Annotated in this window: 21 protein-coding genes, 1 tRNA gene and 1 riboswitch; of the genes, 18 read left to right on the top strand and 4 right to left on the bottom strand. The window is 69.8% G+C overall.

The genetic code is table 11. From position 1 onward, the window contains the following. Positions 1-112 precede the first annotated feature (112 nt). The 12 genes from ACI2L1_RS26285 (at position 113) to ACI2L1_RS26340 (ending at position 13,641) form a co-directional block, all read left to right on the top strand. Complete coding sequence (locus ACI2L1_RS26285) at positions 113-940, top strand: glycoside hydrolase domain-containing protein (protein ID WP_404741822.1); 828 nt, start codon at positions 113-115, stop codon at positions 938-940. Between the two features lie 197 nt (positions 941-1,137). Next, positions 1,138-1,785 (top strand): SurA N-terminal domain-containing protein, encoded by a 648-nt coding sequence (locus ACI2L1_RS26290; RefSeq protein WP_404741823.1) that lies wholly within the window; start codon positions 1,138-1,140, stop codon positions 1,783-1,785. 110 nt (positions 1,786-1,895) lie between these two features. Continuing rightward, positions 1,896-2,921, top strand: coding sequence for a nucleoside triphosphate pyrophosphohydrolase (locus ACI2L1_RS26295; protein WP_404741824.1), 1,026 nt, complete (start codon positions 1,896-1,898; stop codon positions 2,919-2,921). A gap of 252 nt (positions 2,922-3,173) precedes the next feature. Beyond that, a complete protein-coding gene (locus tag ACI2L1_RS26300) occupies positions 3,174-4,406 on the top strand; it encodes a cytochrome P450 (protein ID WP_404741903.1) in 1,233 nt (410 codons plus the stop codon). Between the two features lie 192 nt (positions 4,407-4,598). Then, on the top strand, positions 4,599-5,606 hold the full coding sequence (locus tag ACI2L1_RS26305) for a transglycosylase family protein (RefSeq protein WP_404741825.1): 1,008 nt from the start codon (positions 4,599-4,601) through the stop codon (positions 5,604-5,606). 205 nt (positions 5,607-5,811) lie between these two features. After that, a riboswitch (cyclic di-AMP (ydaO/yuaA leader) is annotated at positions 5,812-5,979 on the top strand. Between the two features lie 3 nt (positions 5,980-5,982). Beyond that, positions 5,983-6,669, top strand: coding sequence for a transglycosylase family protein (locus ACI2L1_RS26310; RefSeq protein ID WP_404741826.1), 687 nt, complete (start codon positions 5,983-5,985; stop codon positions 6,667-6,669). A gap of 300 nt (positions 6,670-6,969) precedes the next feature. After that, positions 6,970-8,256, top strand: coding sequence for a phosphopyruvate hydratase (eno, locus tag ACI2L1_RS26315; protein WP_404741827.1), 1,287 nt, complete (start codon positions 6,970-6,972; stop codon positions 8,254-8,256). A gap of 98 nt (positions 8,257-8,354) precedes the next feature. After that, complete coding sequence (locus ACI2L1_RS26320; RefSeq protein WP_404741828.1) at positions 8,355-8,831, top strand: septum formation initiator family protein; 477 nt, start codon at positions 8,355-8,357, stop codon at positions 8,829-8,831. 30 nt (positions 8,832-8,861) lie between these two features. Then, entirely contained in the window at positions 8,862-9,392 is a 531-nt protein-coding gene (locus ACI2L1_RS26325; RefSeq protein WP_404741829.1) for a DUF501 domain-containing protein, read from the top strand. Beyond that, positions 9,389-10,330: an exopolyphosphatase gene (locus ACI2L1_RS26330; protein WP_404741830.1), complete on the top strand. Its 942-nt coding sequence runs from the start codon at positions 9,389-9,391 to the stop codon at positions 10,328-10,330. Before ACI2L1_RS26325 ends, ACI2L1_RS26330 begins: the two co-directional genes overlap by 4 nt. 433 nt (positions 10,331-10,763) lie before the next feature. After that, positions 10,764-12,140: an NAD(P)/FAD-dependent oxidoreductase gene (locus ACI2L1_RS26335; RefSeq protein ID WP_404741831.1), complete on the top strand. Its 1,377-nt coding sequence runs from the start codon at positions 10,764-10,766 to the stop codon at positions 12,138-12,140. A 202-nt stretch (positions 12,141-12,342) separates the two neighbouring features. Beyond that, complete coding sequence (locus tag ACI2L1_RS26340) at positions 12,343-13,641, top strand: class I SAM-dependent methyltransferase (protein ID WP_404741832.1); 1,299 nt, start codon at positions 12,343-12,345, stop codon at positions 13,639-13,641. 54 nt (positions 13,642-13,695) lie between these two features. On the opposite strand, the gene ACI2L1_RS26345 is transcribed toward ACI2L1_RS26340, so the two are convergent. Beyond that, complete coding sequence (locus ACI2L1_RS26345) at positions 13,696-16,224, bottom strand: ABC transporter permease (protein ID WP_404741833.1); 2,529 nt, start codon at positions 16,222-16,224, stop codon at positions 13,696-13,698. Further along, on the bottom strand, positions 16,224-16,994 hold the full coding sequence (locus tag ACI2L1_RS26350; protein WP_404741834.1) for an ABC transporter ATP-binding protein: 771 nt from the start codon (positions 16,992-16,994) through the stop codon (positions 16,224-16,226). The genes ACI2L1_RS26345 and ACI2L1_RS26350 overlap by 1 nt, the downstream gene beginning before the upstream one ends. A 391-nt stretch (positions 16,995-17,385) precedes the next feature. Here ACI2L1_RS26350 and ACI2L1_RS26355 point away from each other — a divergent pair. Beyond that, positions 17,386-17,469: transfer RNA gene (locus ACI2L1_RS26355), tRNA-Leu, on the top strand. A gap of 48 nt (positions 17,470-17,517) precedes the next feature. Here ACI2L1_RS26355 and ACI2L1_RS26360 read toward each other — a convergent pair. Then, positions 17,518-17,778 (bottom strand): hypothetical protein, encoded by a 261-nt coding sequence (locus ACI2L1_RS26360; protein WP_404741835.1) that lies wholly within the window; start codon positions 17,776-17,778, stop codon positions 17,518-17,520. Positions 17,779-18,382: 604 nt separating this feature from the next. Next, positions 18,383-18,769, bottom strand: coding sequence for a transcriptional regulator (locus ACI2L1_RS26365; RefSeq protein ID WP_404741836.1), 387 nt, complete (start codon positions 18,767-18,769; stop codon positions 18,383-18,385). A gap of 235 nt (positions 18,770-19,004) precedes the next feature. Here ACI2L1_RS26365 and ACI2L1_RS26370 point away from each other — a divergent pair, with 235 nt between their 5' ends. From ACI2L1_RS26370 to ACI2L1_RS26390, 5 genes are all read left to right on the top strand, one after another. Continuing rightward, positions 19,005-19,217: a hypothetical protein gene (locus ACI2L1_RS26370; RefSeq protein ID WP_404741837.1), complete on the top strand. Its 213-nt coding sequence runs from the start codon at positions 19,005-19,007 to the stop codon at positions 19,215-19,217. Positions 19,218-19,269: 52 nt separating this feature from the next. Beyond that, positions 19,270-19,488, top strand: a complete 219-nt coding sequence (locus tag ACI2L1_RS26375; protein ID WP_404741838.1) for a hypothetical protein — start codon at positions 19,270-19,272, stop codon at positions 19,486-19,488. Positions 19,489-19,582: 94 nt separating this feature from the next. Beyond that, positions 19,583-21,517, top strand: a complete 1,935-nt coding sequence (locus tag ACI2L1_RS26380) for a hypothetical protein (RefSeq protein WP_404741839.1) — start codon at positions 19,583-19,585, stop codon at positions 21,515-21,517. Between the two features lie 962 nt (positions 21,518-22,479). Next, on the top strand, positions 22,480-23,154 hold the full coding sequence (locus tag ACI2L1_RS26385; protein ID WP_404741840.1) for a hypothetical protein: 675 nt from the start codon (positions 22,480-22,482) through the stop codon (positions 23,152-23,154). Between the two features lie 154 nt (positions 23,155-23,308). Next, positions 23,309-24,484, top strand: a complete 1,176-nt coding sequence (locus ACI2L1_RS26390; RefSeq protein WP_404741841.1) for a 4-hydroxybenzoate 3-monooxygenase — start codon at positions 23,309-23,311, stop codon at positions 24,482-24,484. The last annotated feature ends 76 nt before the right edge of the window (positions 24,485-24,560 follow it).

A 24,560-nucleotide genomic window follows, 5' to 3' on the forward strand; every position in this document is an offset into this window, starting at 1 on the left:
ATGACCGGCGCCGGATAGCTTTGCGCTTCGTTTCAGCCACGCAAGTCATGCACATCATGCAAGCCGTGCCAGCCACGCAGGCTGCACAGCACAACCAGGGGTGGGGTCGTCCATGTCCAGCCATCGTCAGTCGAAGAAGCGCAGATACATCACCTGGGGCGTCGCCGGAGCAGCCGTCCTCGCCGGAGCGGGTATCGCCGCGCAGACCTCGATGGCCGCCACCACCTGGCCCGCCCAGAAGACGTACACCGGACGCGCCTTCGACACCTGCGCCGCCCCTTCCCTCTCCGCGATGAAGGCCTGGCACGGCGGCCTCTACGGCGCCGCCGCCGTCTACGTCGGCGGCAGGAACCGCGGCTGCTCCCAGCCCAACCTCACCGCCTCCTGGGTCAAGTCGGTCAGCGCCGTCGGCTGGAAGCTCATCCCGCTTTACGTCGGCGCCCAGCCGCCCTGCCAGAGCGGCTCCAACCCGGAGAAGCTCACCGCCACGACGGCTGCCTCGCTCGGCAGGACCGACGCCGACGACGCGGTGTCCAAGGCCTCCGCGCTCGGCATGAAGGCCGGCAGCCCGATCTACCTCGACATGGAGTCGTACGACATCACGAACACGTCGTGCAACAACGCCGTGCTGACGTACGTCAGGGCCTTCGACAAGGAGCTGCGTGCCAAGACGTACCGCGCGGGCTTCTACGGCTTCACCAGCTCCAGCGCCAAGGCGATCGCCAACGCGACCGACAGGACCGACCTGCCGGGCAACCTCTGGTACGCGCTGTGGGACAAGCAGAACACCACGACGACGGACTGGCCGTTCGGTTCGACGCAGTACACCGGCCACAGCCGCGGCCATCAGTACATCGTCAACAGCAAGGAGTCGCGCAACGGCTACACGATCACCGTGGACCGTGACGCCTGGGACGGGCCGGTGGCGATCACCGGCTGACGGCGGCCACGCGCGCGTGGCGCGGCGGTGCCCGAAGTCCTGGTGAATCGTTGGTCGAATGGGTTGGCCAGAGCCTGTCTCCTGCCTACCATCGATCACCGCAAGACCTTGTGCGCCCGCCCGTCGCCCGACCACCGCCCCTCAACGAGCCGCTGCGCGGCGCGCCTGTCTGCACAAACTCTCCTCGGGAGGCTTCCTTGCACCGCCGTCGTCGCACCGCGCTAGTCCTCTCCGCCGCCCTCGCCGCCGCGGCACCCCTCCTCACCGCCTGCGGAAGCGACGCCCATCCCGGCGCGGCGGCCGTCGTCGGCGGCCAGCGGATCACCGTCGCGCAGCTGGAGAACCGGGTGACCGAGGTGCGCGACGCACAGCGGGCGGCCGTCACCGACGAGGCGCAGTACACGCAGGCCATCGCGAAGACCGGCACCCTCACCCGCGACGTCCTGCACGGCATGGTCCTCGACCGGGTGCTGCACCGGGCGGCCGAGGACGCGGGCGTGACCGTGACCCGCAAGCAGGTCCAGGCAGTCCGCGCAGGACTGGAGGAACAGGCCGGCGGCGCCAAGGGCCTGGAGACGGCCTGGCTCCAGCAGTACGGCATCGCTCCCGAACGCCTCGACGACAACCTCCGCCTCCAGCTGGAGGCCCAGAAGCTCGCCGCCGCCCTCGGCACCGAGACCAGCGACCCCGCCTTCTGGAACGCCCTCAGCAAGGCCTCCAAGGAACTCGACGTCGACCTCAACCCGCGCTACGGCACCTGGGACGCCCAGAAGAGCACCCGCGTCGACGCGAAGACCCCGTGGGTACGGGAGGTCACGGCGGCGGGGAGCGAGCAGACGACGTAGCGGGGCGGCAGCAGCCCACAGTGCAGGCGGAAGATCATACGATCGCACCACCACCCCCGGCCTGTGGACAACCCGATCTCCCGGTCGGCGGCGTGCGTTAGCTTCGAACTGTGAACGCAACCGGCCCCGAAGCCACCCCCGCCACCACCCCCGGCCCCGGCCCCGGTCAGGAGACCGCCCCCGGCCGCATCGTCCTGCTCACCACCAGCCACCGTGTCGCTCCCGGCCTTCTCTCCTGGCCCGCCTGGCAGGCGCTGCACGCGGCCGACCGTGTTCTCTGCGCGGACGGGACCCATCCCCAGCTCCCGTATCTGCGCGAGGCGGGGATACGGGTCGACGAGGCGTCCCCGACCGCCGAGGAACTGGTCGGGACGTGCGCGGGCGGACACACCGCGGTCGTCGTGGCCACGGGTGAGGGCGAGCCCGCCCTCACGGACGGCCTGGCCCGCCTCGCCGGCTCCGGACGCGTGCAGATGCCCGAGCTGGAGCTCCTTCCCGCCTCCTACGACCTGCCGGGCGCCCGGCTCCTCGACCTCGTACAGGTCATGGACCGCATCCGCGCCGAGTGCCCGTGGTCCTCCCAGCAGACCCACAAGGGCCTGGCGAAGTACGGCATCGAGGAGGCGTACGAACTCGTCGAGGCCATCGAGGAGGGCGACCGTGACGAACTCCGCGAGGAACTCGGCGACGTCCTGCTCCAGGTGATCTTCCACTCCCGTATCGCCGAGGACGACCCGGACACCCCGTTCTCCATCGACGACGTGGCCGGCGGCATCGTCGCCAAGCTCATCCACCGGCACCCGCACGTCTTCGGCGACGAGACGGCCACCACCCCCGAGGAGGTCAAGGCACACTGGCTGCGCACCAAGGCGACAGAGAAACAGCGCACCTCGGTGACCGAAGGCATCCCCCTCGGCCAGCCGGGCCTGGCCCTCGCCGCCAAGCTCGCCTCCCGCGTCCGCACGGCGGGCCTGGAAGTCCCCCTCCCGAACATCACCGGCATCGGCTACGACCTCCTCGCCCTGGCCACCCGCGCCGAGTCGGAGGGCATCGACCCGGAAGCGGCACTGAGGGCGGCGGCACGGGCGTACCGGGACGCGATCCGGGAGGTCGAGGCAACCCACCCCGCCGGATAACGTCAAGGAGTGACCGACCAGCCCGCCACCACCCCCACGACTCCCACTCCCGGGATCCCCGAAGCCTCCGACACTCCTGCCGCGACTCCCACTCCTGAGACCCGCGGAGCCCCCGGGGCCCCCGATACCCCCGGAGTCCCCGAGACCTCTGCCTCCGCGCCTCCCGCCCCCGAGCCCCCCGGAGTCCCCGAGACATCTGCCTCCCCGACTCCTACTCCCGAGCCCCCCGCCACCGCAGCTCCCACCCCCGAGCTGTTCTCCTGGGAGTTCGCCACCGACCCCTACCCCGCCTACGCCTGGCTCCGCGAGCACGCCCCCGTCCACAAGACCCGTCTGCCCAGCGGTGTGGAGGCCTGGTTGGTCACCCGGTACGCCGACGCCAAGCAGGCCCTCGCCGACCAGCGGCTCAGCAAGAACCCGGCGCACCACGACGAGCCCGCGCACGCCAAGGGCAAGACCGGCATCCCGGGAGAGCGCAAGGCCGAGCTGATGACGCATCTGCTGAACATCGACCCGCCGGACCACACCAGGCTCCGCCGGCTCGTCAGCAAGGCGTTCACGCCCAGGAGGGTCGCCGAATTCGCGCCGCGGGTGCAGGAGTTGACCGACCGTCTTATCGACGGGTTCGCGGAGAAGGGGTCCGCCGACCTCATCCACGAGTTCGCCTTCCCGCTCCCCATCTACGCGATCTGCGACCTGCTCGGCGTCCCGCCTGAGGACCAGGACGACTTCCGGGACTGGGCGGGCATGATGATCCGGCACGGCGGAGGCCCCCGGGGCGGGGTCGCGCGGTCGGTGAAGAAGATGCGCGGCTATCTGGCCGAGCTGATCCACCGGAAACGCGAGGCCCTGCCCGACGAGCCCACCCCCGGCGAGGACCTCATCTCCGGGCTCATCCGCGCCTCCGACCACGGCGAGCACCTCACCGAGAACGAGGCCGCGGCCATGGCCTTCATCCTGCTGTTCGCCGGCTTCGAGACCACCGTCAACCTGATCGGGAACGGCACCTACGCCCTTCTCACCCACCCCGAGCAGCGGAACCGGCTCCAGGCGGCCCTGGCCAGGCAGGAAAGGGGCCTCCTGGAGACCGGCGTGGAAGAGCTCCTCCGCTACGACGGTCCCGTCGAGCTCGCCACCTGGCGGTTCGCCACCGAGCCTCTTCGCATCGGCAGCCAGGACATCGCGGCCGGAGACCCCGTGCTCGTCGTGCTCGCCGCGGCGGACCGGGATCCGGAGCGGTTCGCCGACCCCGACGTCCTGGACCTGTCCCGCCGTGACAATCAGCACCTCGGTTACGGCCACGGCATCCACTACTGCCTCGGTGCCCCGCTCGCGCGCCTGGAGGGCCAGACCGCGCTCGCCACTCTTCTCACCCGTCTCCCGGACCTGCAACTCGCGTTGGATTCGGCCGATTTGCGCTGGCGTGGTGGGCTCATCATGCGTGGACTGCGTACTTTGCCCGTGGAGTTCGCGCCCGTCCGGTAATCGACCGAGGTATCCGGCCTGCACCGGGGGAGGGGCGCGTAAACATGACACGCCCTCAAGTCTGTGATCTTCACGTGATCTACGCGGCATTAACTTGTGACAAGTGATCGAATCCCTATACGTTCACGGACCAGCGCGGTGCCCCCGTACCATTCGCCGCGCGGTTCCTGCTGTCTCGGGAAAGGTCCCTCCATGCTCTCCGGGAACGGTCGTCACCGTCGCCCCCGTCAGGCTCCGGCACTCCTCGTGGCGGCCGGTGTGACGGGATCCGCCATCGCGATCCCACTGCTCGCGGCGAGCGGGGCGAGCGCCGCCACCGGCACCACCTGGGACCGGGTCGCGGAGTGCGAGAGCGGCGGCTCCTGGAGTGCGAACGACGGCAACGGCTACTACGGCGGCCTCCAGATGTCCCAGGAGAACTGGGAGAGGTACGGCGGCCTCGAATACGCCGAGACCGCGGACCAGGCCAGCCGCAACCAGCAGATAGCCGTGGCCGAGAAGCTCCTCGCGGACCAGGGCATCGCCGCGTGGCCGACCTGCGGTCTGCTCTCCGGCCTCAGCAAGGACTCGAGTTCGGCCCGCGTCGACACGGGCGTGGGGAGCGGGACTCCCTCGCCCTCGACGTCCGGCTCGTCGCAATCGTCTGATTCCTCCGGATCGTCCGGCTCATCCGATTCCTCGAACTCTTCGGGCTCCGAGGACTCTTCCGGTCTGCTCGGCTCGCTGGACGGTTCGTCCGAGACGCCTTCGCCGTCGGCCACACCGTCGACCGGAGGCGACAACTCCGCCAAGTCGGACAAATCCAACTCTTCGGGCTCCGGGAGCTCTGCCACGGAAGGCTCGCAGTCCTCCGACGGCTCGCCCGTGGTGACCCCAGAAGAGGGCGAAGCGGACAAGTCGTGGCGGGAGGGTGGCTCTTCGGCCCTCGTCGACGTCGGCGCCCTCGGCTCCGGCAAGCATCGTGGCGGCAGCGCGGACGAAGGCGCGGAGGAGAGCGTGACGAAGAGCGCGGCCTCCTCGACCGGCCGTCACGCCGCCGCCACCTACACCGTCCGGGAGGGGGACTCCCTCGTCTCCATCGCCGACTCCCTTGGCCTCGACGGCGGATGGCGCGCCCTCTATGCCGAGAACAAGGACGTCATCGGGACCGACCCGAGCAACATCGTCGCCGGTCAGACGCTCGACACAGGGGCTGAATAGGGTCGAAAAGACCTGAAAAACAGCGGCAGTTCACGTCACACTTCGCACCTAATGTCCAGTTTGGTGAAAGTGTGGGATGAGTCTCAGAAGCCCTGATCGTCTTTGAAATTCCGCCGAGCGCATGTCTACGGTCATCACCGCTCGGCAACCCGAGCCCCGTCTGTCGCAACGCCGAATCCTGCCAGCGGCCGTACGGGAACAGTCGTCGCGTCAAGCGCCGTAGGCAGGAGCGGGGGACCCAAGGTAAGTGCCGGGCCCAGCAGTTCACGCTGGACCGGCTTGGGGTTAAGTCGCGCACCGGGAGGTGCGCGGCCGGGCAACTCAACCGGCCCGAACCCGACAGCTCACCTCGCAGGCGTCGGTGAGGGGATCCACCATGCTGTTTTCCGGCAAGGGCAAGCACCGTCGTCCGTCCAAGGCCACCCGCGCCGCCGCCATCGCCGGCGTCACCGGTGTCGCCATCGCCGCCCCGCTGATGGCGACCGGCAGCGCCTCCGCCGCCACCGCCTCCGAGTGGGACACCGTCGCCCAGTGCGAGTCCGGCGGCAACTGGTCCATCAACACCGGCAACGGCTACTACGGCGGTCTGCAGTTCTCCGCCTCCACCTGGGCCGCCTACGGCGGTACGCAGTACGCCGCGCAGGCCAACCAGGCCTCCAAGGCCCAGCAGATAGCCGTCGCCGAGAAGGTCCTCGCCTCCCAGGGCAAGGGCGCCTGGCCGGTCTGCGGCACGGGCCTGTCCAGCGCCACCTACAGCGGCGGCAGCTCGTCCTCCTCCGGCTCGAACTCCAGCTCCTCGAACACGAGCAGCCGTTCGACCGAGGAGCAGAGCGCCTCGCGTTCGACCGAGCGTCAGACCGCCAAGAAGACCGTCACCACGCCGACCGGCAAGAAGGTCAAGAAGGGCGACGGCGAGTACAAGGTCGTCAAGGGTGACACCCTCAGCTCGATCGCCGAGAAGCACAAGGTCAAGGGCGGCTGGCAGAAGCTGTTCAAGCTGAACAAGGACATCATCGACGACGCCGACTTCATCTTCCCGGGCCAGCAGCTGCACCTGAAGTAACAAAGGGTGCTCGTAGCTGAACCACAGCGCCCTCACAACCGTGTCCTTCATGATGAAGGCCTCGTGAGGGTCCCCCCGTCCCCACGGGCTCCCCGCTCCGGTGCGTGTTCCCCCGTACGCACCGGGGCGGGGCTTTTTTGTGCGCGCTTGAGCGACGCTCTTTGTTCAGTTCAGAAACAATTTACTCTCGGTTCTGTCCACGGGCCGGTCGGCACGGTGGCCGATACCCCGGAGCCGGTTAGGCTCGTCTCGCAGAACACACCGCGGTCCCGGCGGACCGTGTCACATCCCAAGAAGGAGATGCTCGTGCCGTCCATCGACGTCGTCGTAGCCCGGGAAATCCTGGACTCCCGAGGCAACCCCACGGTCGAGGTCGAGGTCGGCCTCGACGACGGCAGCACCGGTCGTGCCGCCGTCCCGTCCGGAGCCTCCACGGGCGCCTTCGAGGCCATCGAGCTCCGTGACGGCGACCCCAACCGCTACCTGGGCAAGGGTGTCGAGAAGGCCGTCCTCGCCGTCATGGACCAGATCGGCCCGGAGCTGGTCGGCTACGACGCCACTGAGCAGCGCCTGATCGACCAGGCCATGTTCGACCTGGACGCCACCGACAACAAGGGCGCGCTCGGCGCCAACGCCATCCTCGGTGTCTCCCTCGCCGTCGCCCACGCCGCCTCCGAGGCCAGCGACCTCCCGCTCTTCCGCTACCTGGGCGGCCCGAACGCGCACCTGCTGCCGGTGCCGATGATGAACATCCTGAACGGCGGCTCGCACGCCGACTCCAACGTGGACATCCAGGAGTTCATGATCGCCCCGATCGGCGCGGAGTCCTTCTCCGAGGCGCTGCGCTGGGGCGCCGAGGTCTACCACACCCTCAAGAAGGTGCTGAAGACCAAGGGCCTGTCCACGGGACTCGGCGACGAGGGCGGCTTCGCCCCGAACCTGGAGTCCAACCGCGCCGCGCTCGACCTCATCGTCGAGGCCATCAAGCAGGCCGGCTACGTCCCCGGTGAGCAGATCGCGCTCGCGCTCGACGTCGCCGCGTCCGAGTTCTACAAGGACGGCAAGTACGAGTTCGAGGGCAAGTCCCGCTCGGCCGCCGAGATGACCGAGTACTACGAGGAGCTCGTGGCGGCCTACCCGCTCGTCTCCATCGAGGACCCGCTGTACGAGGACGACTGGGCCGGCTGGAACGTCATCACCGAGAAGCTGGGCGACAAGGTCCAGATCGTCGGCGACGACCTCTTCGTCACCAACCCGGAGCGCCTGGCCCGCGGCATCGAGGAGGGCTCCGCCAACGCCCTGCTGGTCAAGGTGAACCAGATCGGTTCGCTGACCGAGACCCTGGACGCCGTCGAGATGGCCCAGCGCAACGGCTTCAAGTGCATGATGTCCCACCGCTCCGGCGAGACCGAGGACGTCACCATCGCCGACCTCGCCGTCGCGGTGAACTGCGGTCAGATCAAGACCGGCGCCCCGGCCCGCTCGGACCGCGTCGCCAAGTACAACCAGCTCCTGCGCATCGAGGAGATCCTCGACGACGCCGCGGTGTACGCCGGCCGTAGCGCCTTCCCGCGCTTCAAGGGCTGATCAACGGCCCCGTAGCAGGCGTCGTACGTACGTCCCCGTACCCGGTCCCGTACCGTGTGCGGGGACGTACGCACATAGGAAGGGGAGGCGGAAAGCCGATGGCCGTGAAGGACCGGGACCGTTTCTCCACCACGACCAGGATCAAGCTGCTCGGCGAGCAGACGGCGGCCCGTGTCTACCGGTCCCAGACCAAACGGCAGGCCCGCCGCTCGCGGCTCACCGGCCGGGCCGCGCTGCTCGCCCTCGTGGTGTGCACGCTGGTGGTGGCGCTGGCGTACCCGATAAGGCAGTACGTCTCCCAGCGTGCCGAGATCGCCGACCTCCAGCGGGAGAAGGCGCAGGCCGCCGAGCGAGTCGAGAAGCTGCGTGACCTCAAGGCGCGCTGGCAGGACGACGCGTACGCGGAGCAGCAGATCCGGCAGCGGCTGCACTATGTGCTGCCGGGGGAGACGGGGTTCGTCGTCGTCGACCCGGACGCGGCCAGGCAGTCGCGCACCGACTTCGGGGCGGCCGACCGTCCCTGGTACGCCAACGTCTGGGACGGGGTCGACAAGTCCGACGCCTCCGACCGATGACCAGATAGCAGAAAGACGACCTCAGGACCGATGGAAACGCCCCCGCCGACCACGCCTCGCACCGAGCCCACCGACGCCGACGTCGAGGCCTTCAAGCAGCAGCTCGGGCGGCCGCCGCGCGGGCTGCGGGCGATCGCGCACCGCTGCCCCTGCGGACAGCCGGACGTGGTGGAGACGGCCCCTCGACTCCCCGACGGCACGCCCTTCCCGACGACGTACTACCTGACGTGCCCGCGCGCCGCCTCGGCGATCGGCACCCTTGAGGCGAACGGCGTCATGAAGGAGATGACGGAGCGGCTGCAGACCGACCCGGACCTCGCCGCCGCCTACCGCGCCGCGCACGAGGACTACATCGCCCGCCGTGACGCCATCGAGGTCCTGGAGGGCTTCCCCAGCGCGGGCGGCATGCCGGACCGGGTGAAGTGCCTGCACGTCCTGGTGGGTCACTCGCTGGCCGCGGGCCCCGGCGTCAACCCGCTGGGCGACGAGGCGATCGCGATGCTGCCGGAGTGGTGGCGCAAGGGCGCGTGCGTGACCCTCGCCGAGGAGGACGCCAAGTGACCCGCGTCGCCGCCGTCGACTGCGGCACGAACTCGATCCGGCTCCTGGTCGCCGACTGCGATCCGGCCACTGGTGAACTCGTCGAGCTGGACCGTCGTATGACCATCGTCCGGCTCGGGCAGGGCGTCGACCGGACGGGGCGGCTCGCGCCCGAGGCGCTGGAGCGGACCTTCGCGGCCTGCCGGGAGTACGCGGCAGTGATCAAGGAGCACGGGGCCGAGCGGCTGCGGTTCGTCGCCACGTCCGCCTCCCGGGACGCGGAGAACCGGGACGAGTTCGTACGGGGGGTCCTCGACATCCTCGGGGTCGAGCCCGAGGTGATCTCCGGAGACCAGGAGGCGGAGTTCTCCTTCACCGGGGCGACCAAGGAGCTCAAGGGCAGCGACCACCTCGCCCGGCCGTATCTCGTCGTGGACATCGGTGGCGGGTCGACGGAGTTCGTGGTGGGGGACGACCATGTGCGGGCCGCGCGCTCCGTGGACGTGGGCTGCGTACGGATGACCGAGCGGCACCTCGTGCGGGACGGGGCCGTCAGTGATCCGCCCACCGCCGCGCAGGTCGACGCCATGAAGGCCGACATCCAGGCCGCTCTCGACCTCGCCGAACAGACCGTCCCGCTGCGTGAGGCGCGCACGCTGGTGGGGCTCGCCGGGTCCGTCACCACGGTGTCGGCGATCGCCCAGGAGCTGCCCGAGTACGACTCGACGGCCATCCACCACTCCCGGGTCTCCCACGACAAGGTCCGCGAGATCACCGACTGGCTGCTGCGCTCCACGCACGCCGAGCGCGCGGCCGTCCCCTCCATGCACCCGGGGCGCGTGGACGTGATCGCCGCCGGAGCCCTCGTCCTGCTGTCGATCATGGAGCGGATCGGTGCCGAGGAGGTCGTCGTCAGCGAGCACGACATCCTCGACGGCATCGCGTGGTCGATCGCGTAGCCCTCTGCCGAGCACCTCTGCTGAGCAGGAAGAACAACGTTTGAGCGCGTCCGAGGGGCCCTTCGGGGCCCCTCGCTGACGTGCCGCCGAGAAAGTTCGTGAAGTTCTTCACAAGGAATTGGGTCCTGGCGAGCGACGAATGTGGCGCGGTTGGCCCTTCCGGGGGTTCAGCACCCGTGTGAACACGTTCAAAACGGGGGGATGCGGACCTCGCGCGGAGGGTGGGGGAGGGGGTCGAGAGGGCCCCTCACGGGACCGTCTTTGGCACGGAGAGGCAGCTCACGCGGCATTGACAACGGGAAGCCCCGCACCGTGGTTCCCGCCCTGCACCATGACCTGGATCACGCGAGTCGCGGAGGATAGCACACCCCCCGGGGAAGCTTGTGAAGGGGCGCACGAGCTACCCCCCTGAGGCAGGTGGATACTCGATGGCATGAGCACCACGGAGCGTCCCAGGATCCTCGTAGTAGGCGGTGGGTACGTAGGCCTGTACGCAGCTCGGCGCATTCTCAAGAAGATGCGCTACGGCGAGGCGACCGTCACGGTCGTCGACCCCCGGTCGTACATGACCTACCAGCCCTTCCTCCCCGAAACCGCCGCCGGCAACATCTCCCCGCGCCATGTCGTCGTCCCGCTGCGACGCGTGCTGCCGAAGGCGGAGGTGCTCACCGGCCGGGTCACCACCATCGACCAGGACCGCAAGGTCGCCACGATCTCGCCGCTGGTCGGCGAGGCGTACGAGCTGCCCTTCGACTACCTGGTGATCGCGCTCGGCGCGGTCTCCCGCACCTTCCCGATCCCCGGCCTCGCCGAGCAGGGCATCGGCATGAAGGGCATCGAGGAGGCCATCGGCCTGCGCAACCACGTCCTTGAGCAGCTCGACAAGGCCGACTCCACGACCGACGAGGAGATCCGCCGCAAGGCGCTCACCTTCGTCTTCATCGGCGGTGGCTTCGCCGGCGCCGAGACCATCGGTGAGGTCGAGGACCTGGCCCGCGACGCGGCCAAGTACTACACCAACGTCTCCCGCGAGGACATGCGGTTCATCCTCGTCGACGCCGCCGACAAGATCCTTCCCGAGGTCGGCCCCAAGCTCGGCCAGTACGGCAAGGAGCACCTGGAGAGCCGGGGCGTGGAGATCTACCTCTCCACCTCGATGGACTCCTGCGTCGACGGCCACGTGGTGCTGAAGAACGGCCTTGAGGTCGACTCCAACACCATCGTGTGGACCGCCGGCGTCAAGCCGAACCCGGTCCTCGCCCGCTACGGCCTTCCGCTGGGCCCCCGCGGCCATGTGGACACCGCCCCGACCCTCCAGGTCCAGGGCACCGACTACATCTGGGCCGCCGGCGACAACGCCCAGGTCCCGGACGTCGCCGCCCGCAAGGCCGGCGTCGAGAACGCCTGGTGCCCGCCGAACGCCCAGCACGCGCTGCGTCAGGCGAGGGTCCTCGGGGACAACGTGATCTCCGGGATGCGGGGCTTCCCGCAGAAGGAGTACGCGCACTCCAACAAGGGCGCCGTCGCGGGTCTCGGCCTGCACAAGGGCGTCGCGATGATCGTCATGGGCAAGATGAAGATCAAGCTCAAGGGTCGTCTCGCCTGGTACATGCACCGCGGCTACCACGGTCTGGCCATGCCGACCTGGAACCGCAAGGTCCGCGTCTTCGCCGACTGGACCCTCGGCATGTTCCTCAAGCGTGAGGTCGTCTCCCTCGGCGCGATGGAGCACCCGCGCGAGGAGTTCTACGAGGCGGCCAAGCCGGTGCCGGCGGCCGAGCCGAAGAAGACCGAGGCCAAGGCCTCCTGACCGGCTCCGGTCACTGATCCACGCCGAAGGACCTCCCGCCATCCGTGGTGCGGGAGGTCCTTCGGCGTTCCCGCCCGCCCCGGTATACGTGGCGGCTGCATCTGTTTTGCTCGGACGTGACCCGACTCCGGGACTGCTCCCCGCCGCGTCGCTGTTTACCAAGGTGGACAATTCCGGGATCATCGTCACGGAGGTGTGCGCCATGGCAGATGCCGCACTGCGGCTCAAGGGCCTCTTCGAACAACTGTTGGCAGTGCCGCTACCGGTGCGGATCCGCGCCTGGGACGGCTCGGAGGCCGGGCCGCCCGACGCCCCGGCGCTGGTCGTGCGCAACCGTCGCGCCCTGCGCCGCCTGCTGTTCAAACCGGGCGAGCTGGGACTCGCCCGCGCCTGGGTCGCGGGGGACCTGGACATCGAAGGCGACCTCTACACCGCGCTCGACCTGATCTCGGGGCTGGTCTGGGAGCGCGGGGAGGACACCAGGACCCTGCTGCAGGCCGTGCGCGACCCCGAGGTGCGCTCCGCCGTACGCGGACTCGTCGCCCTCGCCGGACCGCCACTTCCGCCCGCCCCGCCGCCGGAGGAGGTGCGCCGCACCCGCGGCCATCTGCACACCAGGCGCAGCGACAAGCGGGCCGTCAGCCATCACTACGACGTCGGCAACGCCTTCTACGAGATCGTCCTCGGGCCGTCCATGGTGTACTCGTGCGCCTACTGGGAGGCCCCCGAGCCCGACGGCACCCTGGAGGACGCCCAGCGCGACAAGCTCGACCTGGTCTGCCGCAAGCTCGCACTCAGGCCCGGGCAGAGACTCCTCGACGTCGGCTGCGGCTGGGGCTCGATGGCCATCCACGCCGCCCGCGAGTACGACGTGAGCGTCGTCGGCGTCACCCTCTCCCAGGAGCAGGCGGCCTACGCCCGCAAGCGCATCGCCGAGGAGGGGCTCACCGACCGCGTCGAGATCCGGGTGCAGGACTACCGGGACGTCGCCGACGGGCCGTACGACGCGATCTCCTCCATCGGCATGGCCGAACACGTCGGCGCCGAACGCTACCTGGAGTACGCCGAGGATCTGCTGAAGCTGCTCAAGCCGGGCGGGCGGCTGCTCAACCACCAGATCGCCCGGCGCCCCCAGCACGACGAATCGGCGTACAGCCTCGACGGGTTCATCGACGCCTACGTCTTCCCCGACGGCGAACTCGCCCCCCTCGGCACCACCGTGACCCAGTTGGAACGGGCCGGGTTCGAGGTGCGGGACGTCGAGTCGATCCGTGAGCACTACGCCCACACCCTGCGCCGCTGGGTCACCAACCTGGAGGCCCAGTGGCAGCGCGCGGTCCGGCTCGCCGGGCCCGGCCGGGCCCGGGTCTGGCGGCTGTACATGGCCGCCTGCGCCCTCGCCTTCGAACACAACAGCATCGGTGTCAACCAGGTCCTGGCCGTCCGTACCCCCGAATCCGGTGCCTCCGGGCTGCCGTTGCGGGCCCGTACCTGGAACTGAGCACGAACAAGGGGCCCGTCGCCCCCTCCGCGACGGGCCCCGGCCGGGGTACGGCTACTCCGCCTTGATGGCGGCCAGCATGTTCATGCGCGCCGCCCTGCGGGCCGGCCACAGCGCCGCGAGGATGCCCACCGTCGCGGCCAGGAGCAGGAAGACCGCCATCCGGGCCCAGGGCAGGACGAGTTCGTACGTCGCCATCTTCGTGCCGAGCAGTTCACCGGCCGCCCAGCCGAAGAACACGCCCAGGCCGATGCCGAGCACCCCGCCGAACAGCGAGATGACCAGGGACTCCAGCCGGACCATCCGCTTGATGCCCTTGCGGTCCAGGCCGATCGCGCGGAGCATGCCGATCTCCTGGGAGCGCTCGAACACCGACATGGCCAGGGTGTTGATGACCCCGAGCACCGCGACGATCACCGCCATCGCCAGCAGGCCGTAGAGCATGTTCAGCATCAGCGTGAACATCTGCGCGATGGAGTCGGAGAGGTCCTTCCTGTCCTGGACCTTGATGGCCGGGTTGGAGCCGAGGGCCTTCTCCAGCCTGTCCTTCGTGGCGTCGGAGGCGCCGTCGGACGTCTTCAGCATGACCTGCATGTCGGACAGGTCGCTCAGATGCGGGTTGAGCGTGCCGGTGTCCAGCATGATGCCGCTGATCAGGTCGTTGCCCTCGTAGACCCCGGCGACGGTGAGCCGCTGCGCCTTGCCGTCCTCGTAGTGCACGGTGAAGGCCGAACCCGCCTTCCAGCCGTAGGACTTGGCGGTGTCCTGGTCCACGACGACCCGTGTGCCGCCGACCTCGAAGGTGCCGCTGTCGACCTTCAGGTCGGTCAGCTTCCCGATCGCCGAGCCGTTGACGCCGGTCAGATACTCGGTCTCGCCGTCGATACGGGAGGGCGCGTTGCGCAGGGGGGTGACATCGGTGACGCCGTCGACCTTTCGCAGCTTCTGCTCGACGTCCGAGGAGAGCTCGTTGCCGTTCGCCATGGAGACGACGTAGTCCGCCCTGATGGCCGCCGACGCCATCTTGTCGATCGACTTCTGCAGGCTGCCCGCCATCACCGTCATACCGGTGATCAGGGTCAGGCCGATCATCAGCGCGGAGGCGGTGGCGGCGGTACGGCGCGGGTTGCGCACCGAGTTCTGGCGGGCCAGCTTCCCGGAGACGCCGAACACGCGCAGCACCGGGGCCGCGGCCGCGATCAGGGGGCGGGACAGCAGGGGAGTGAGGATGAAGACGCCGATGATCAGGAGGACCGCGCCCATGCCCATCGGGGCCTGGCCGTCCGAGCCCTCCATCGTCGTGGCGGCCAGGATGACGGCGACCCCTGCCCCGCTGAACAGCGCGCCCAGCGTGTTGCGCAGCACCAGCGACTTGGTGGTCGCCTTCGCGTGCACGCTGCTCATCGCCGCGACCGGCGGGATCTTCGCCGCCCGGCGGCCCGGCAGCCAGGCCGCCAGCATGGTGATCAGGACACCGACCGCGAGAGCCGCGCCGACCGTGCCCGGGGTGATGATCAGCGGTCCGTCCGGGACGGTCGCGCCGAGCGTGCCCATCAGGGACCTGAGCCCGGCCCCGATGCCGATACCGGCCACCAGACCCGTAACGGCGGCCACCAGACCCACCACGAACGCCTCGACCAGAACCGACCGCGTGACCTGCCTGCGCGACGCGCCGACCGCCCTGAGCAGCGCCAGCTCCTTGGTGCGCTGGGCGACCAGCATGGTGAAGGTGTTGGCGATGATGAAGGTGCCGACGAAGAGCGCGATGCCCGCGAAGACCAGCAGGCCCTGCTTGAGACCGGCCATGGACGAGGAGATCAACCTGGCCTGGCTGTCGGCGAGTTCCTGGCCGGTCGTGGTCTCGACGGTGTCCTTCGGCAGCGCCTCGTCCAGCGTGGCCTGCAGCGCGGTCTGAGAGGTGCCGGAGGCCGCCTTCACGTCGATCTCGTCGTACGTCCCCGGCTTGCCGAACAGCTTCTGGGCGGTGGCCGTGTCGAACAGCGCGAGGCTGCCGCCGGCCGCGACATTGCCGTCGTCGGTGGTGAAGACGCCGGTGATGACGGGCTTCAGCACCGGGCCGTCGACCGAGATGCGCACGGTGTCGCCGACCTCGTAGCCGGCCCGCTTCGCGGTCTTTGAATCGATCGCGACCTGGTTCGCGCCGTGCGGTGCGGAGCCCTCGGCCAGTGGGTACCGGGGGTCTTTGTCCCCCGAGTAGTTGCCGCCCCGCGACTGGAAGCCGCCGCCGATGAGCTTGCCGTCCTTGTCGGCGATGGCGGTGAAGCCGTTGACGACGCCGATCGCCTGGGCCGCGCCCGGCACTTGGGCGCTCCGCTCCAGCAGAGCCTGCGTCAGATCCGGGCTCTTGCCGATGGTGTTGCCCTTGTCCTCCCGGGACTTGGCGGTGACGGCGACGTCGACCTGGTCGAAGCCCTTGGCCGAACTCTTCTGGTAGGCCTCGGAGATGGTGTTGGTGAAGACCAGCGTGCCGGACACGAACGCCACGCCGAGCATCACGGCGAGCACGGTCATCAGCAGCCTGGCCTTGTGCGCGAGGACGTTGCGCAGGGCGGTGCGGAACATCAGGAGGTACGGCCCTTCGCGTCGAACTGCTTCATGAAGTCGAGGACGTTCTCGGCGGTGGGCTTGTACATCTCGTCGACGATCCGCCCGTCGGCGAGGAACACCACCCGGTCCGCGTACGCCGCGGCCACCGGGTCGTGGGTCACCATGACGACCGTCTGCCCCAACTCCCGTACGGAGTTGCGCAGGAAGCCCAGCACCTCGGCGCCGGAGCGGGAGTCGAGGTTTCCGGTCGGTTCGTCGCCGAAGATGATGTCGGGCCTGGAGGCCAGCGCCCGGGCGACGGCGACTCGCTGCTGCTGGCCGCCGGAGAGCTGGGCGGGACGGTGACCGAGACGGTCCCTCAGCCCCACCATCCGGATGACCGAATCCAGCCACTGCTGGTCCGGTTTGCGGCCTGCGATGTCCATCGGGAGTGTGATGTTCTCCAGGGCCGTCAGGGTCGGAAGCAGGTTGAACGCCTGGAAGATGAAGCCGATCTTGTCCCGCCGGAGTTTGGTCAGCTGCTTGTCCTTCAGCGAGCCCAGTTCGGTGTCGCCGATGCGGGCCGAACCGGAGGAGAAGGTGTCGAGTCCGGCCACGCAGTGCATCAGGGTGGACTTGCCGGAGCCGGAGGGGCCCATGATCGCGGTGAACTCGGCCTGCCGGAACTCGACGGTGACGCGGTCCAGGGCGACCACCTGGGTCTCGCCCTGTCCGTAGATCTTCGACAGATCCGTGGCGCGTGCGGCCACGGCCGTGGTCCGGCCGGCGACGGGGGTGGTGGTCACGGGATGGAACTCCTAGCGGTACGACGTCGTTGAAGGACGTCTTCCATCGTGGTGGCCGGGCCCCGCCGTGTAGTCAGTCGCAGTTCTGGTTCCGAGGGCAGACTTCGGACGGACCGGGCGGCTCGGCGTCATACCTGGGGATGACGGCAGCCCTTGATGGGGGCAGACGCGGAGAACAGGTGGAGCGTCCTCGTTCGGGCGGTGAAATTCCGTCATTCCGTATGCGCGGCCGAGTGCCCCGGGTAAGGCTATTGGCAAGTGCGGATGGCTTGTTCCATGGTCTGATGCACCCTCAGACGTCAATAAAATAAGACAACATCGGTCCGCCCGTCCGCTGTTCGGGGGATGCGTCCCGATAGGCTCGGAACCTCAAACGCGGAGCCCATGACCTGCCCGGATGGTGGAATGCAGACACGGCGAGCTTAAACCTCGCTGCCCCTTCGCGGGCGTGCCGGTTCAAGTCCGGCTCCGGGCACTTCCCGCCCACGCGGTGCTCTCGCGCGCGTGGGCCGTCATTCCGTCGTCATCCCTCGTAGACGGTCAGTACGGCACCGTCGATCTCGATCCGGCGGCCGGCGCGCATACCGTCGCGGCGCAGTGTTCTCAGACAGGTGTGGAAGACGGGCAGTTCGTCCGCGTCCAGGACGGCGGCGGCCAGTTCCACGAGTTCCTTCACTGACTCGTCGGTCAGTACGTCGGGCAGTTCGCCGGAGAGCAGAACGACCGATTCACCGGCGGGCCCGCGGACCACGACCGTGGCCGGACCGCCATGCACGAACAACACATTCCCCCCTGGGAGCCCGGGGTCGTACGGCTCTCGCTCCTCGGGCAGGACGAGAGACTAGCGGGCGGGCCCGGCGCTTTCGGGGCACAGTCGAATTCTTTTTCCGACTGCACGGAAGAGTGAACATCCGCGGTCGCGGACCGCCGGGACCGACTTCCGGACGGTCACTTCCTTGGCCAGGGGGCAGGTCGCGGAGGGGCGGGGCCGGGCGCGGGGCGGCTTCTGGGGGTTGCCTCCGGGGCGCGGGCCGGTTCGCGGGTGGTTGTTTCCGGGGAGCGGGGTGGCGGCTGGGTGATGGCCGCCGCGGCGCGGGGTGGCTCTTTGCGTGGGCGCTTTTGGGTTGCGGCGTGGCTTGCGAGGGGTCGCTTGTCTGGTGCGGGGGCGGGCCGGGGGTTGCTTCCGGGGAGCGGGGTGGCGGCTGGGTGATGGCCGCCGCCGCGCGGGGTGGCTCTTCGCGTGGGCGCCTTTGGGTTGCGGCGTGGCTTGCGAGGGGTCGCTTGTCTGGTGCGGGGGGCCTGGGGGTTGCTTCCGCGGGGCGCTTTTCGGGGTGCGGCCTGGGGAGGGTCTGGGGGTTGCTTCCGGGTGCGACCCGGCTTCCGGCGGGTTACTTCTTCGGGGTGCGGTCCAGGAGGGACTCCACCAGGGCGGCCACGTGGCGGCGGTCGTCGGCCGAGAGTTTCTGGACGCTGGCGATGAGCAGGTCCACCTCGGGGTCGGCCGGGTGAGCGGCGGTGTCCTGGGCGTCAGGGGGGCCGTACACGTGGATGCCGCAGGCCTCGGCGGCGGCGCGTCGCACGGTGTCCAACGGCAGTTCCAGCCCCTTGGACAGGCCCTCCAGGGTGGTCGACTGGGGCATCCGGACGACGCGGTCGGTGGTCGCCAGGTGGTGGACGGTGGAGCGAGGGACGCCACCGCGTCGGGCCACGTCGCCGTAGGACCAGCCCTTGCGGTCGAGGCGCTCACGGATCAACTGCTGGAGTGCGTTGGCCACGGGTGGGTCACTTCCTGCTCGCCGCTCGGCGGAACCGTCCATGTCGGGGCCGATTCTACGGGCGGGCCCACCCGGCGCCGAAAGGGTGATTCCCCGAACGGGTTGCGCAACCGTCCCGCGAGGCCCTAGTGTCCAATCTCGTTGGACAGCACGTCCGACCAAGTTGGACAGAGTGTGGGGGGAACCTGACTCGGTCCGACCGGAAACGCCCATCCCTGAGGGGGAATTGACCGTGATGGACGCCCACGAGCTTGAGGCCGAGTCCGCGGAGCTGCTGCCGGGCCGGGAGGCCCTCGGCAAGCTGAAGTTCACCTTCAACCGGACGACCAACGTCACCAAGCACATCGCCAACGTCGAGGCCCACAACTCGTCCCTGGCCCTCAACGACCACTCGGTCGGGTCCGCCGCGGCCTCCAGCGCCTCGCAGACCATCAGCGTCACCCAGTAGCGCCCGCGCACCGCCTCCACACCCTTCGTCATCATCTGAAAGGACATCCGTCATGAGCATGGACATGCACGAGCTGGACACCGAGTCCGCGGAGCTGCTGCCGGGCCGCGAGGCCCTGGGCAAGCTGAAGTTCACCTTCAACCGGACGACCAACGTCACCAAGCACATCGCCAACATCCAGGCCGACAACCAGTCCGCGGCCGTCAACGACCACTCCGCGTGGTCGGCCGCCGAGTCGCAGGCCTCGCAGACGATCTCCGTCAAGCAGTGACCCTGCGCTGACGACGGCCGCCGGGGCGGACCGCGCACAGGTGCGGTCCGCCCCGCGGTCATGAGTGGGGGCAGGACATGGGGGGAGACCACATATGACAGTGCTCGGAGACGGGACCCCGACGCTGTACGACCCCGGGCCGGTGCCCGGGCCCGGCGGCTGGCCGGTGACCTTCGAGCAGGTGGCGACGGGCAGCCTGCCGGTCGTCGAACAGCCGCTGGTGCCGCGGCTGAGCGCGGGGCTTCAACTGCACGGCGAGTACCAGGGATCGGGGTTCACCGAGCCCAAGTACATCGCCCGTCGGGGGGACGGGCAGGTCGTGCAGCTGTCGCGGCTGCTGTATCTCGTGGCGTCGTCCGTGGACGGCGTACGCGACATCGAGTCGATCGCCCACCGGGTGAGCGCGAGATTCGGACGCGAGGTCAGCGGCGAGAACATCCGCTACCTGGTGGAGAAGAAGCTCGAACCGCTCGGCGTGACGGTCCCCGAGGGCCAGGAGAGCGACGAGGTCGACGCACCACGCTCCGACCTGCTGCTCGCGCTCAAGGGGCACCGGGTCATCTTCGACGAGCGGCGTACGGCACGGATCGCGGGGATGTTCGCGTGGCTGCACCGGCCGGTGGTGGTCCTGGCCATGTTGGCGGCGGCCGTGGCCATGGACGTCTGGCTGTTCGCCTTCTACGGGGCGATCGAACCGGTCCTTGAGGTCCTCGACCAGCCGGTGCTGATCCTGCTCGTCTTCGGGCTGACCGTGGCCTCGCTCGTCTTCCACGAGTTCGGCCACGCCTCCGCGTGCAAATACGGCGGCGCGAGGCCCGGGTGCATCGGCTGCGGGATCTTCCTCATCTGGCCGTCGATGTACACCGACGTCACCGATGTCTACCGGATCGGTCGCGGCGGGCGGATCAGGACCGACCTGGGCGGGGTCTACTTCAATGTGGTGTTCATGCTGGCCATGGCCGGCCTGTACTTCGCCACGGGGGAGCCGTTCTTCCTGGCCGCGGTCTATCTCGGACACTTCGAGATCCTCGAACAGCTGATGCCGGCGGTACGGCTGGACGGCTACTACATCCTGGGCGACCTCGCCGGGGTCCCCGACCTCTACGGCAAGATCAAGCCGATCCTGCTCGGTCTGGTGCCGGGGCGGAAGGGACGGGCCGCGCGCAAAGAGGTCGCCGGGCTGAAGAAGTCGGCGCGGACCATCGTGGCGACCTGGGTGCTGACGATGGTGCCGCTGATCATCGGTGAGCTGGCCTACGCGCTGTGGAATCTGCCGAGGATCATCGCCACGATGACCCGGTCCATGGTCGAGCAGTTCTCCGGCACGGGGTCGGCCCTCGCTGACGGCAAGGTCGTCGAGGGGCTCGTCGGGGTGCTGGGCTGTCTGATGCTGCTGATCCCGATGGGGGGTGTCGTCTATCTCACCGTGAAGATCGGGGGGCGGATCCTCCGGGCGGCGAAGCGGTCCACGGCGGGGCGGCCCACCTTGCGCGTGGCGCTCTGTGCGTGTGTCCTCGCCGGACTTGCGGGCCTCAGCTATGCGTGGACCTCGGGTCTGACGCCCCAGCCGCTGCCGAAGAAGCCGCCGATCGCGCCGATCCTGCAGCCGGGGGTGTCGACGGAGGAGCCGGAGCCCCGGCAGGCCACGACTCCGGACGGCGACGCGTCGACCGTGGACGACGGCACGGCGGACGACCCGTCGGGCGCCGGCTCCGGGGCGGTCGCGCCGTCGGCGGCGGGCGGCCCCTCGGGCTCCGCCGCCCCGTCGCCCGGCGCCTCCGCCGGCGCCTCCACGTCCGCCTCCCCGGCAGCGTCCGGGACAGCAGCGGGTGCCTCGACCGGAGGCACCTCCCGAGTCCCGGCGTCCCCGGCCCAGGGCACATCGGGCGGGCCGGAACCGTCGTCCCCGGGCACGGGCGACGGCCCGTCGAGCCCGGCCCCGTCGCCGACCCCGTCGGAGAGCATCCCTTCGACGCCCACCGAGACTCCGTCCGCACCGCCGGTCAGTGGTTCACCGGGGGCGTCCTGAGGGGGCGGGCGCCGTGCGGGGGCGAACCGGCCGACGACTCCGGCAGTGCCCACCGTCGGGCGGGGCCCACCGGACGGGCTTCCGACGCCGACCGTGGAGAGGCGGGGCCCGGCTTCGGGCCGGCCCGGAGACCAGGGGCGGGGGGAGACGCCGACCCTCGCGGGCAGAGACGGGCAGGCCGATGGCTTGCCGGGCACGCCGGGGTGTTGGATCCGGCCCACGGCTGTGGGCTGAGCCACGGTCTGAGGCCGAGGCCATGGCGTCGGCGTCGACTTCGGTGCCGGTGTCATTGTCGGTTCACGGTCCGGGGGCAGCTCCCTCCACCATTCCGGCTCCGGTCCACGGTCTGGGTCTCGGTCCATGGTCTGGGCTCTGGTTCACGGTCTGGGTCTCGGCTCACGGTCCGGGCTTTGGTCCACGGTCTGGGTCTCGGTCCACGATTCCGGGCCTCGGCCCGCGGTCCGGGCTCTGGTCCACGGTCCGGGCTCTGGCCCGTGGTCTGGGTCTGGGTCTGGGTCTGGGTCCCACGATTCCGGTTCCGGCCTACGGTCCGGGCTCCGGCTCACGGTCTGGGTCTCGGCCCATGGTCCGGGCTGTGGCCCGTGGTCTGGGTCTGGGTCTCGGTCCACGGTCCGGGTTCCGGCCCACAGTCCGGGTTCCGGCCGCCCACGGTCCGCGCTCCGGCCCACGGTCCGCGCTCCGGCCCCCGGCCGGGGCCAGCCCATCGCCCGGACCCCGGCCCCGGCTTCCCCCCCCTGGGCCGCGGCCCCCCAACCCGACCCTCGCCCTACAGCCCTGGCCCCCGGCCCGGGCTCGCCGTAGGCCGTTCGTGGGCCGTGGCCCGGTTCCGGGGCCGGCGGTCGGGTCTTGTTCCGGGGCGGGGCGGGGCGGCGGCAGGTTCCGTTCTCCGCCCCGGCACGCACCACATCCGCACCCATTCATCCATCCACCGAGGAGATCCCTTGAGCAGCCACCGAAAACCCCGTACCACCAGCCCACTCACCCGGCGTGCCGTTCGTGTGGGGCTGTTTGCCGCCGGTGTCGCCGGTGTCGCGACCGCCGTACCGGCGCAGGCCGCCACCGGCGGGTCCGCGAAGGTCGCCGTCGCGTCGGACCATGTCTTCAGCCGGGCCAACCGGCTCGACCACACGGAGGCGAAGGACTCCTTCACCGTCCGCCAGTACGGCAAGGTGAGCGCCGCCAGCGTGCGCAACCAGGCCAACGCGGTCTCGTCGGGCTGCTCCGCCGACGACGCCTGCCGTTCGGTCGCGCTGTCCTTCCAGATCGTCACCTTCGCCGGCGAGCAGACACGGCTCAACGCCGTGAACCTGAGCGACGCCGCCAACAAGAGCTGCACCGGCTGCCAGACCCTGGCCGGTGCCTACCAGTTCGTGGTCTCCACGCCCACCCCGCTCACCCTCGACTCCGCCCACCGCCGCCAACTCGCCGACATCCACCGCAGGCTGGACGCGCTGACCCGCTCCGAGGTCCCCGCGGCCGACCTGCGCACCCAGGCCGACGCCCTCGCCGCCGAGGTCAACGGCATTCTCAAGGACGCCGTGGACAGCGCCCCGAAGGGTGACGCCCAGGAGGACGTCACCATGCGCCGCCACCTGGACGGCTGGCCCAGCCGCTGACCCGACCGGCCGTCCGGCCCACGGCAGCCTTCGTGGGTCGGACGGCCGTGCGGACCATTGACACCGGAAGACCCGGAGCGCAGACTCGGCACCCTCAAGTGAAATAAAGTTCACCTAGCGAACAGCGGCAATAGGTCTCGGAAGGGAACGCCCGATGCGCACCACCGTCGGCATCATCGGAGCCGGCCCCGCCGGCCTCCTCCTCGCCCGGCTCCTCCACAACGCCGGTATCGACTCGGTCGTCCTGGAGAGCCGCGATCGTGCCTACGTCGAGCACCGCCAGCGTGCCGGAATCCTGGAGCAGGGCACGGTCGACGTGCTGCGCGCGGCCGGTGCCGGCGAGCGCATGGACCGCGAGGGGCTCCAGCACGACGGCATCGAGCTGCGGTACGACCGCAGGCGCCACCGCGTCGACTTCCCCGCCCTCACCGGCGGCCGCTCCGTGATGGTCTACGCCCAGACCGAGGTCTGCAAGGACCTCATCGCCCTCCAGGTCAAGGACGGCGGCCCGTTGCTGTTCGAGGCCGAGGCCCTGGCCGTCGAGGGCGCCGACACCGGCACTCCGAAGATCCGCTTCCGGCACGAGGGGCGTGAGGACGTCCTCGAATGCGAGTACGTCGTCGGCTGCGACGGCTTCTGGGGCGTGGCGCGCAAGGCGATCCCCGCCGAGTTGACCCGGGTGTTCGAGCGGACGTACCCCTTCGGCTGGCTCGGCATCCTCGCCGACGTCCCGCCCTCCCACGACGAACTCGTCTACGCCCGCCACGACCGCGGCTTCGCCCTCCTGTCCATGCGCTCCCCGTCCGTCTCCCGTCTCTACCTCCAGGTCCCCGAGGGCACGGACGCGGAGAGCTGGGGCGACGAGGAGATCTGGGACGAGCTGGAGCGCCGCTTCGAGACCGACGACGACTGGGAGCTCCAGAGGGGACCGATCACACAGAAGTCCGTCACCCCCATGCGCTCCTACGTCCACGAGCCCATGCGGTACGGCCGTCTCTTCCTCGCCGGCGACGCGGCGCACATCGTGCCGCCCACCGGAGCCAAGGGCCTGAACCTCGCCGTGGGCGACGTCGTGACCTTCGCGAGGGCGCTGACGTACCAGAAGGAGACCGGTTCGGCGGAACGCCTCGACGGCTATTCCGAGACCTGTCTGCGGCGGGTGTGGCAGGCCGAACGGTTCTCGTACGACATGACGAGCCTCCTGCACCGGGCCCCTGACGCCACTCCCTTCGAGGACCGGATGCAGCGGGCGAGGCTGGAGCGGATCGCCGGGTCGAGGGCGGCCGAGACGGACCTCGCGGAGGGGTACACCGGCTTCCCCTTCGAGTGAGGCTTCAAGACAGGCCCCTCCGGTGTCGGGAATCACGCGCGCGCGTAGCGTGTTGGGCAGCACATCGAGGGAAGAT

The sequence above is a fragment of the Streptomyces sp. NPDC019531 genome, from assembly GCF_044903305.1.
Taxonomy (GTDB): domain Bacteria; phylum Actinomycetota; class Actinomycetes; order Streptomycetales; family Streptomycetaceae; genus Streptomyces.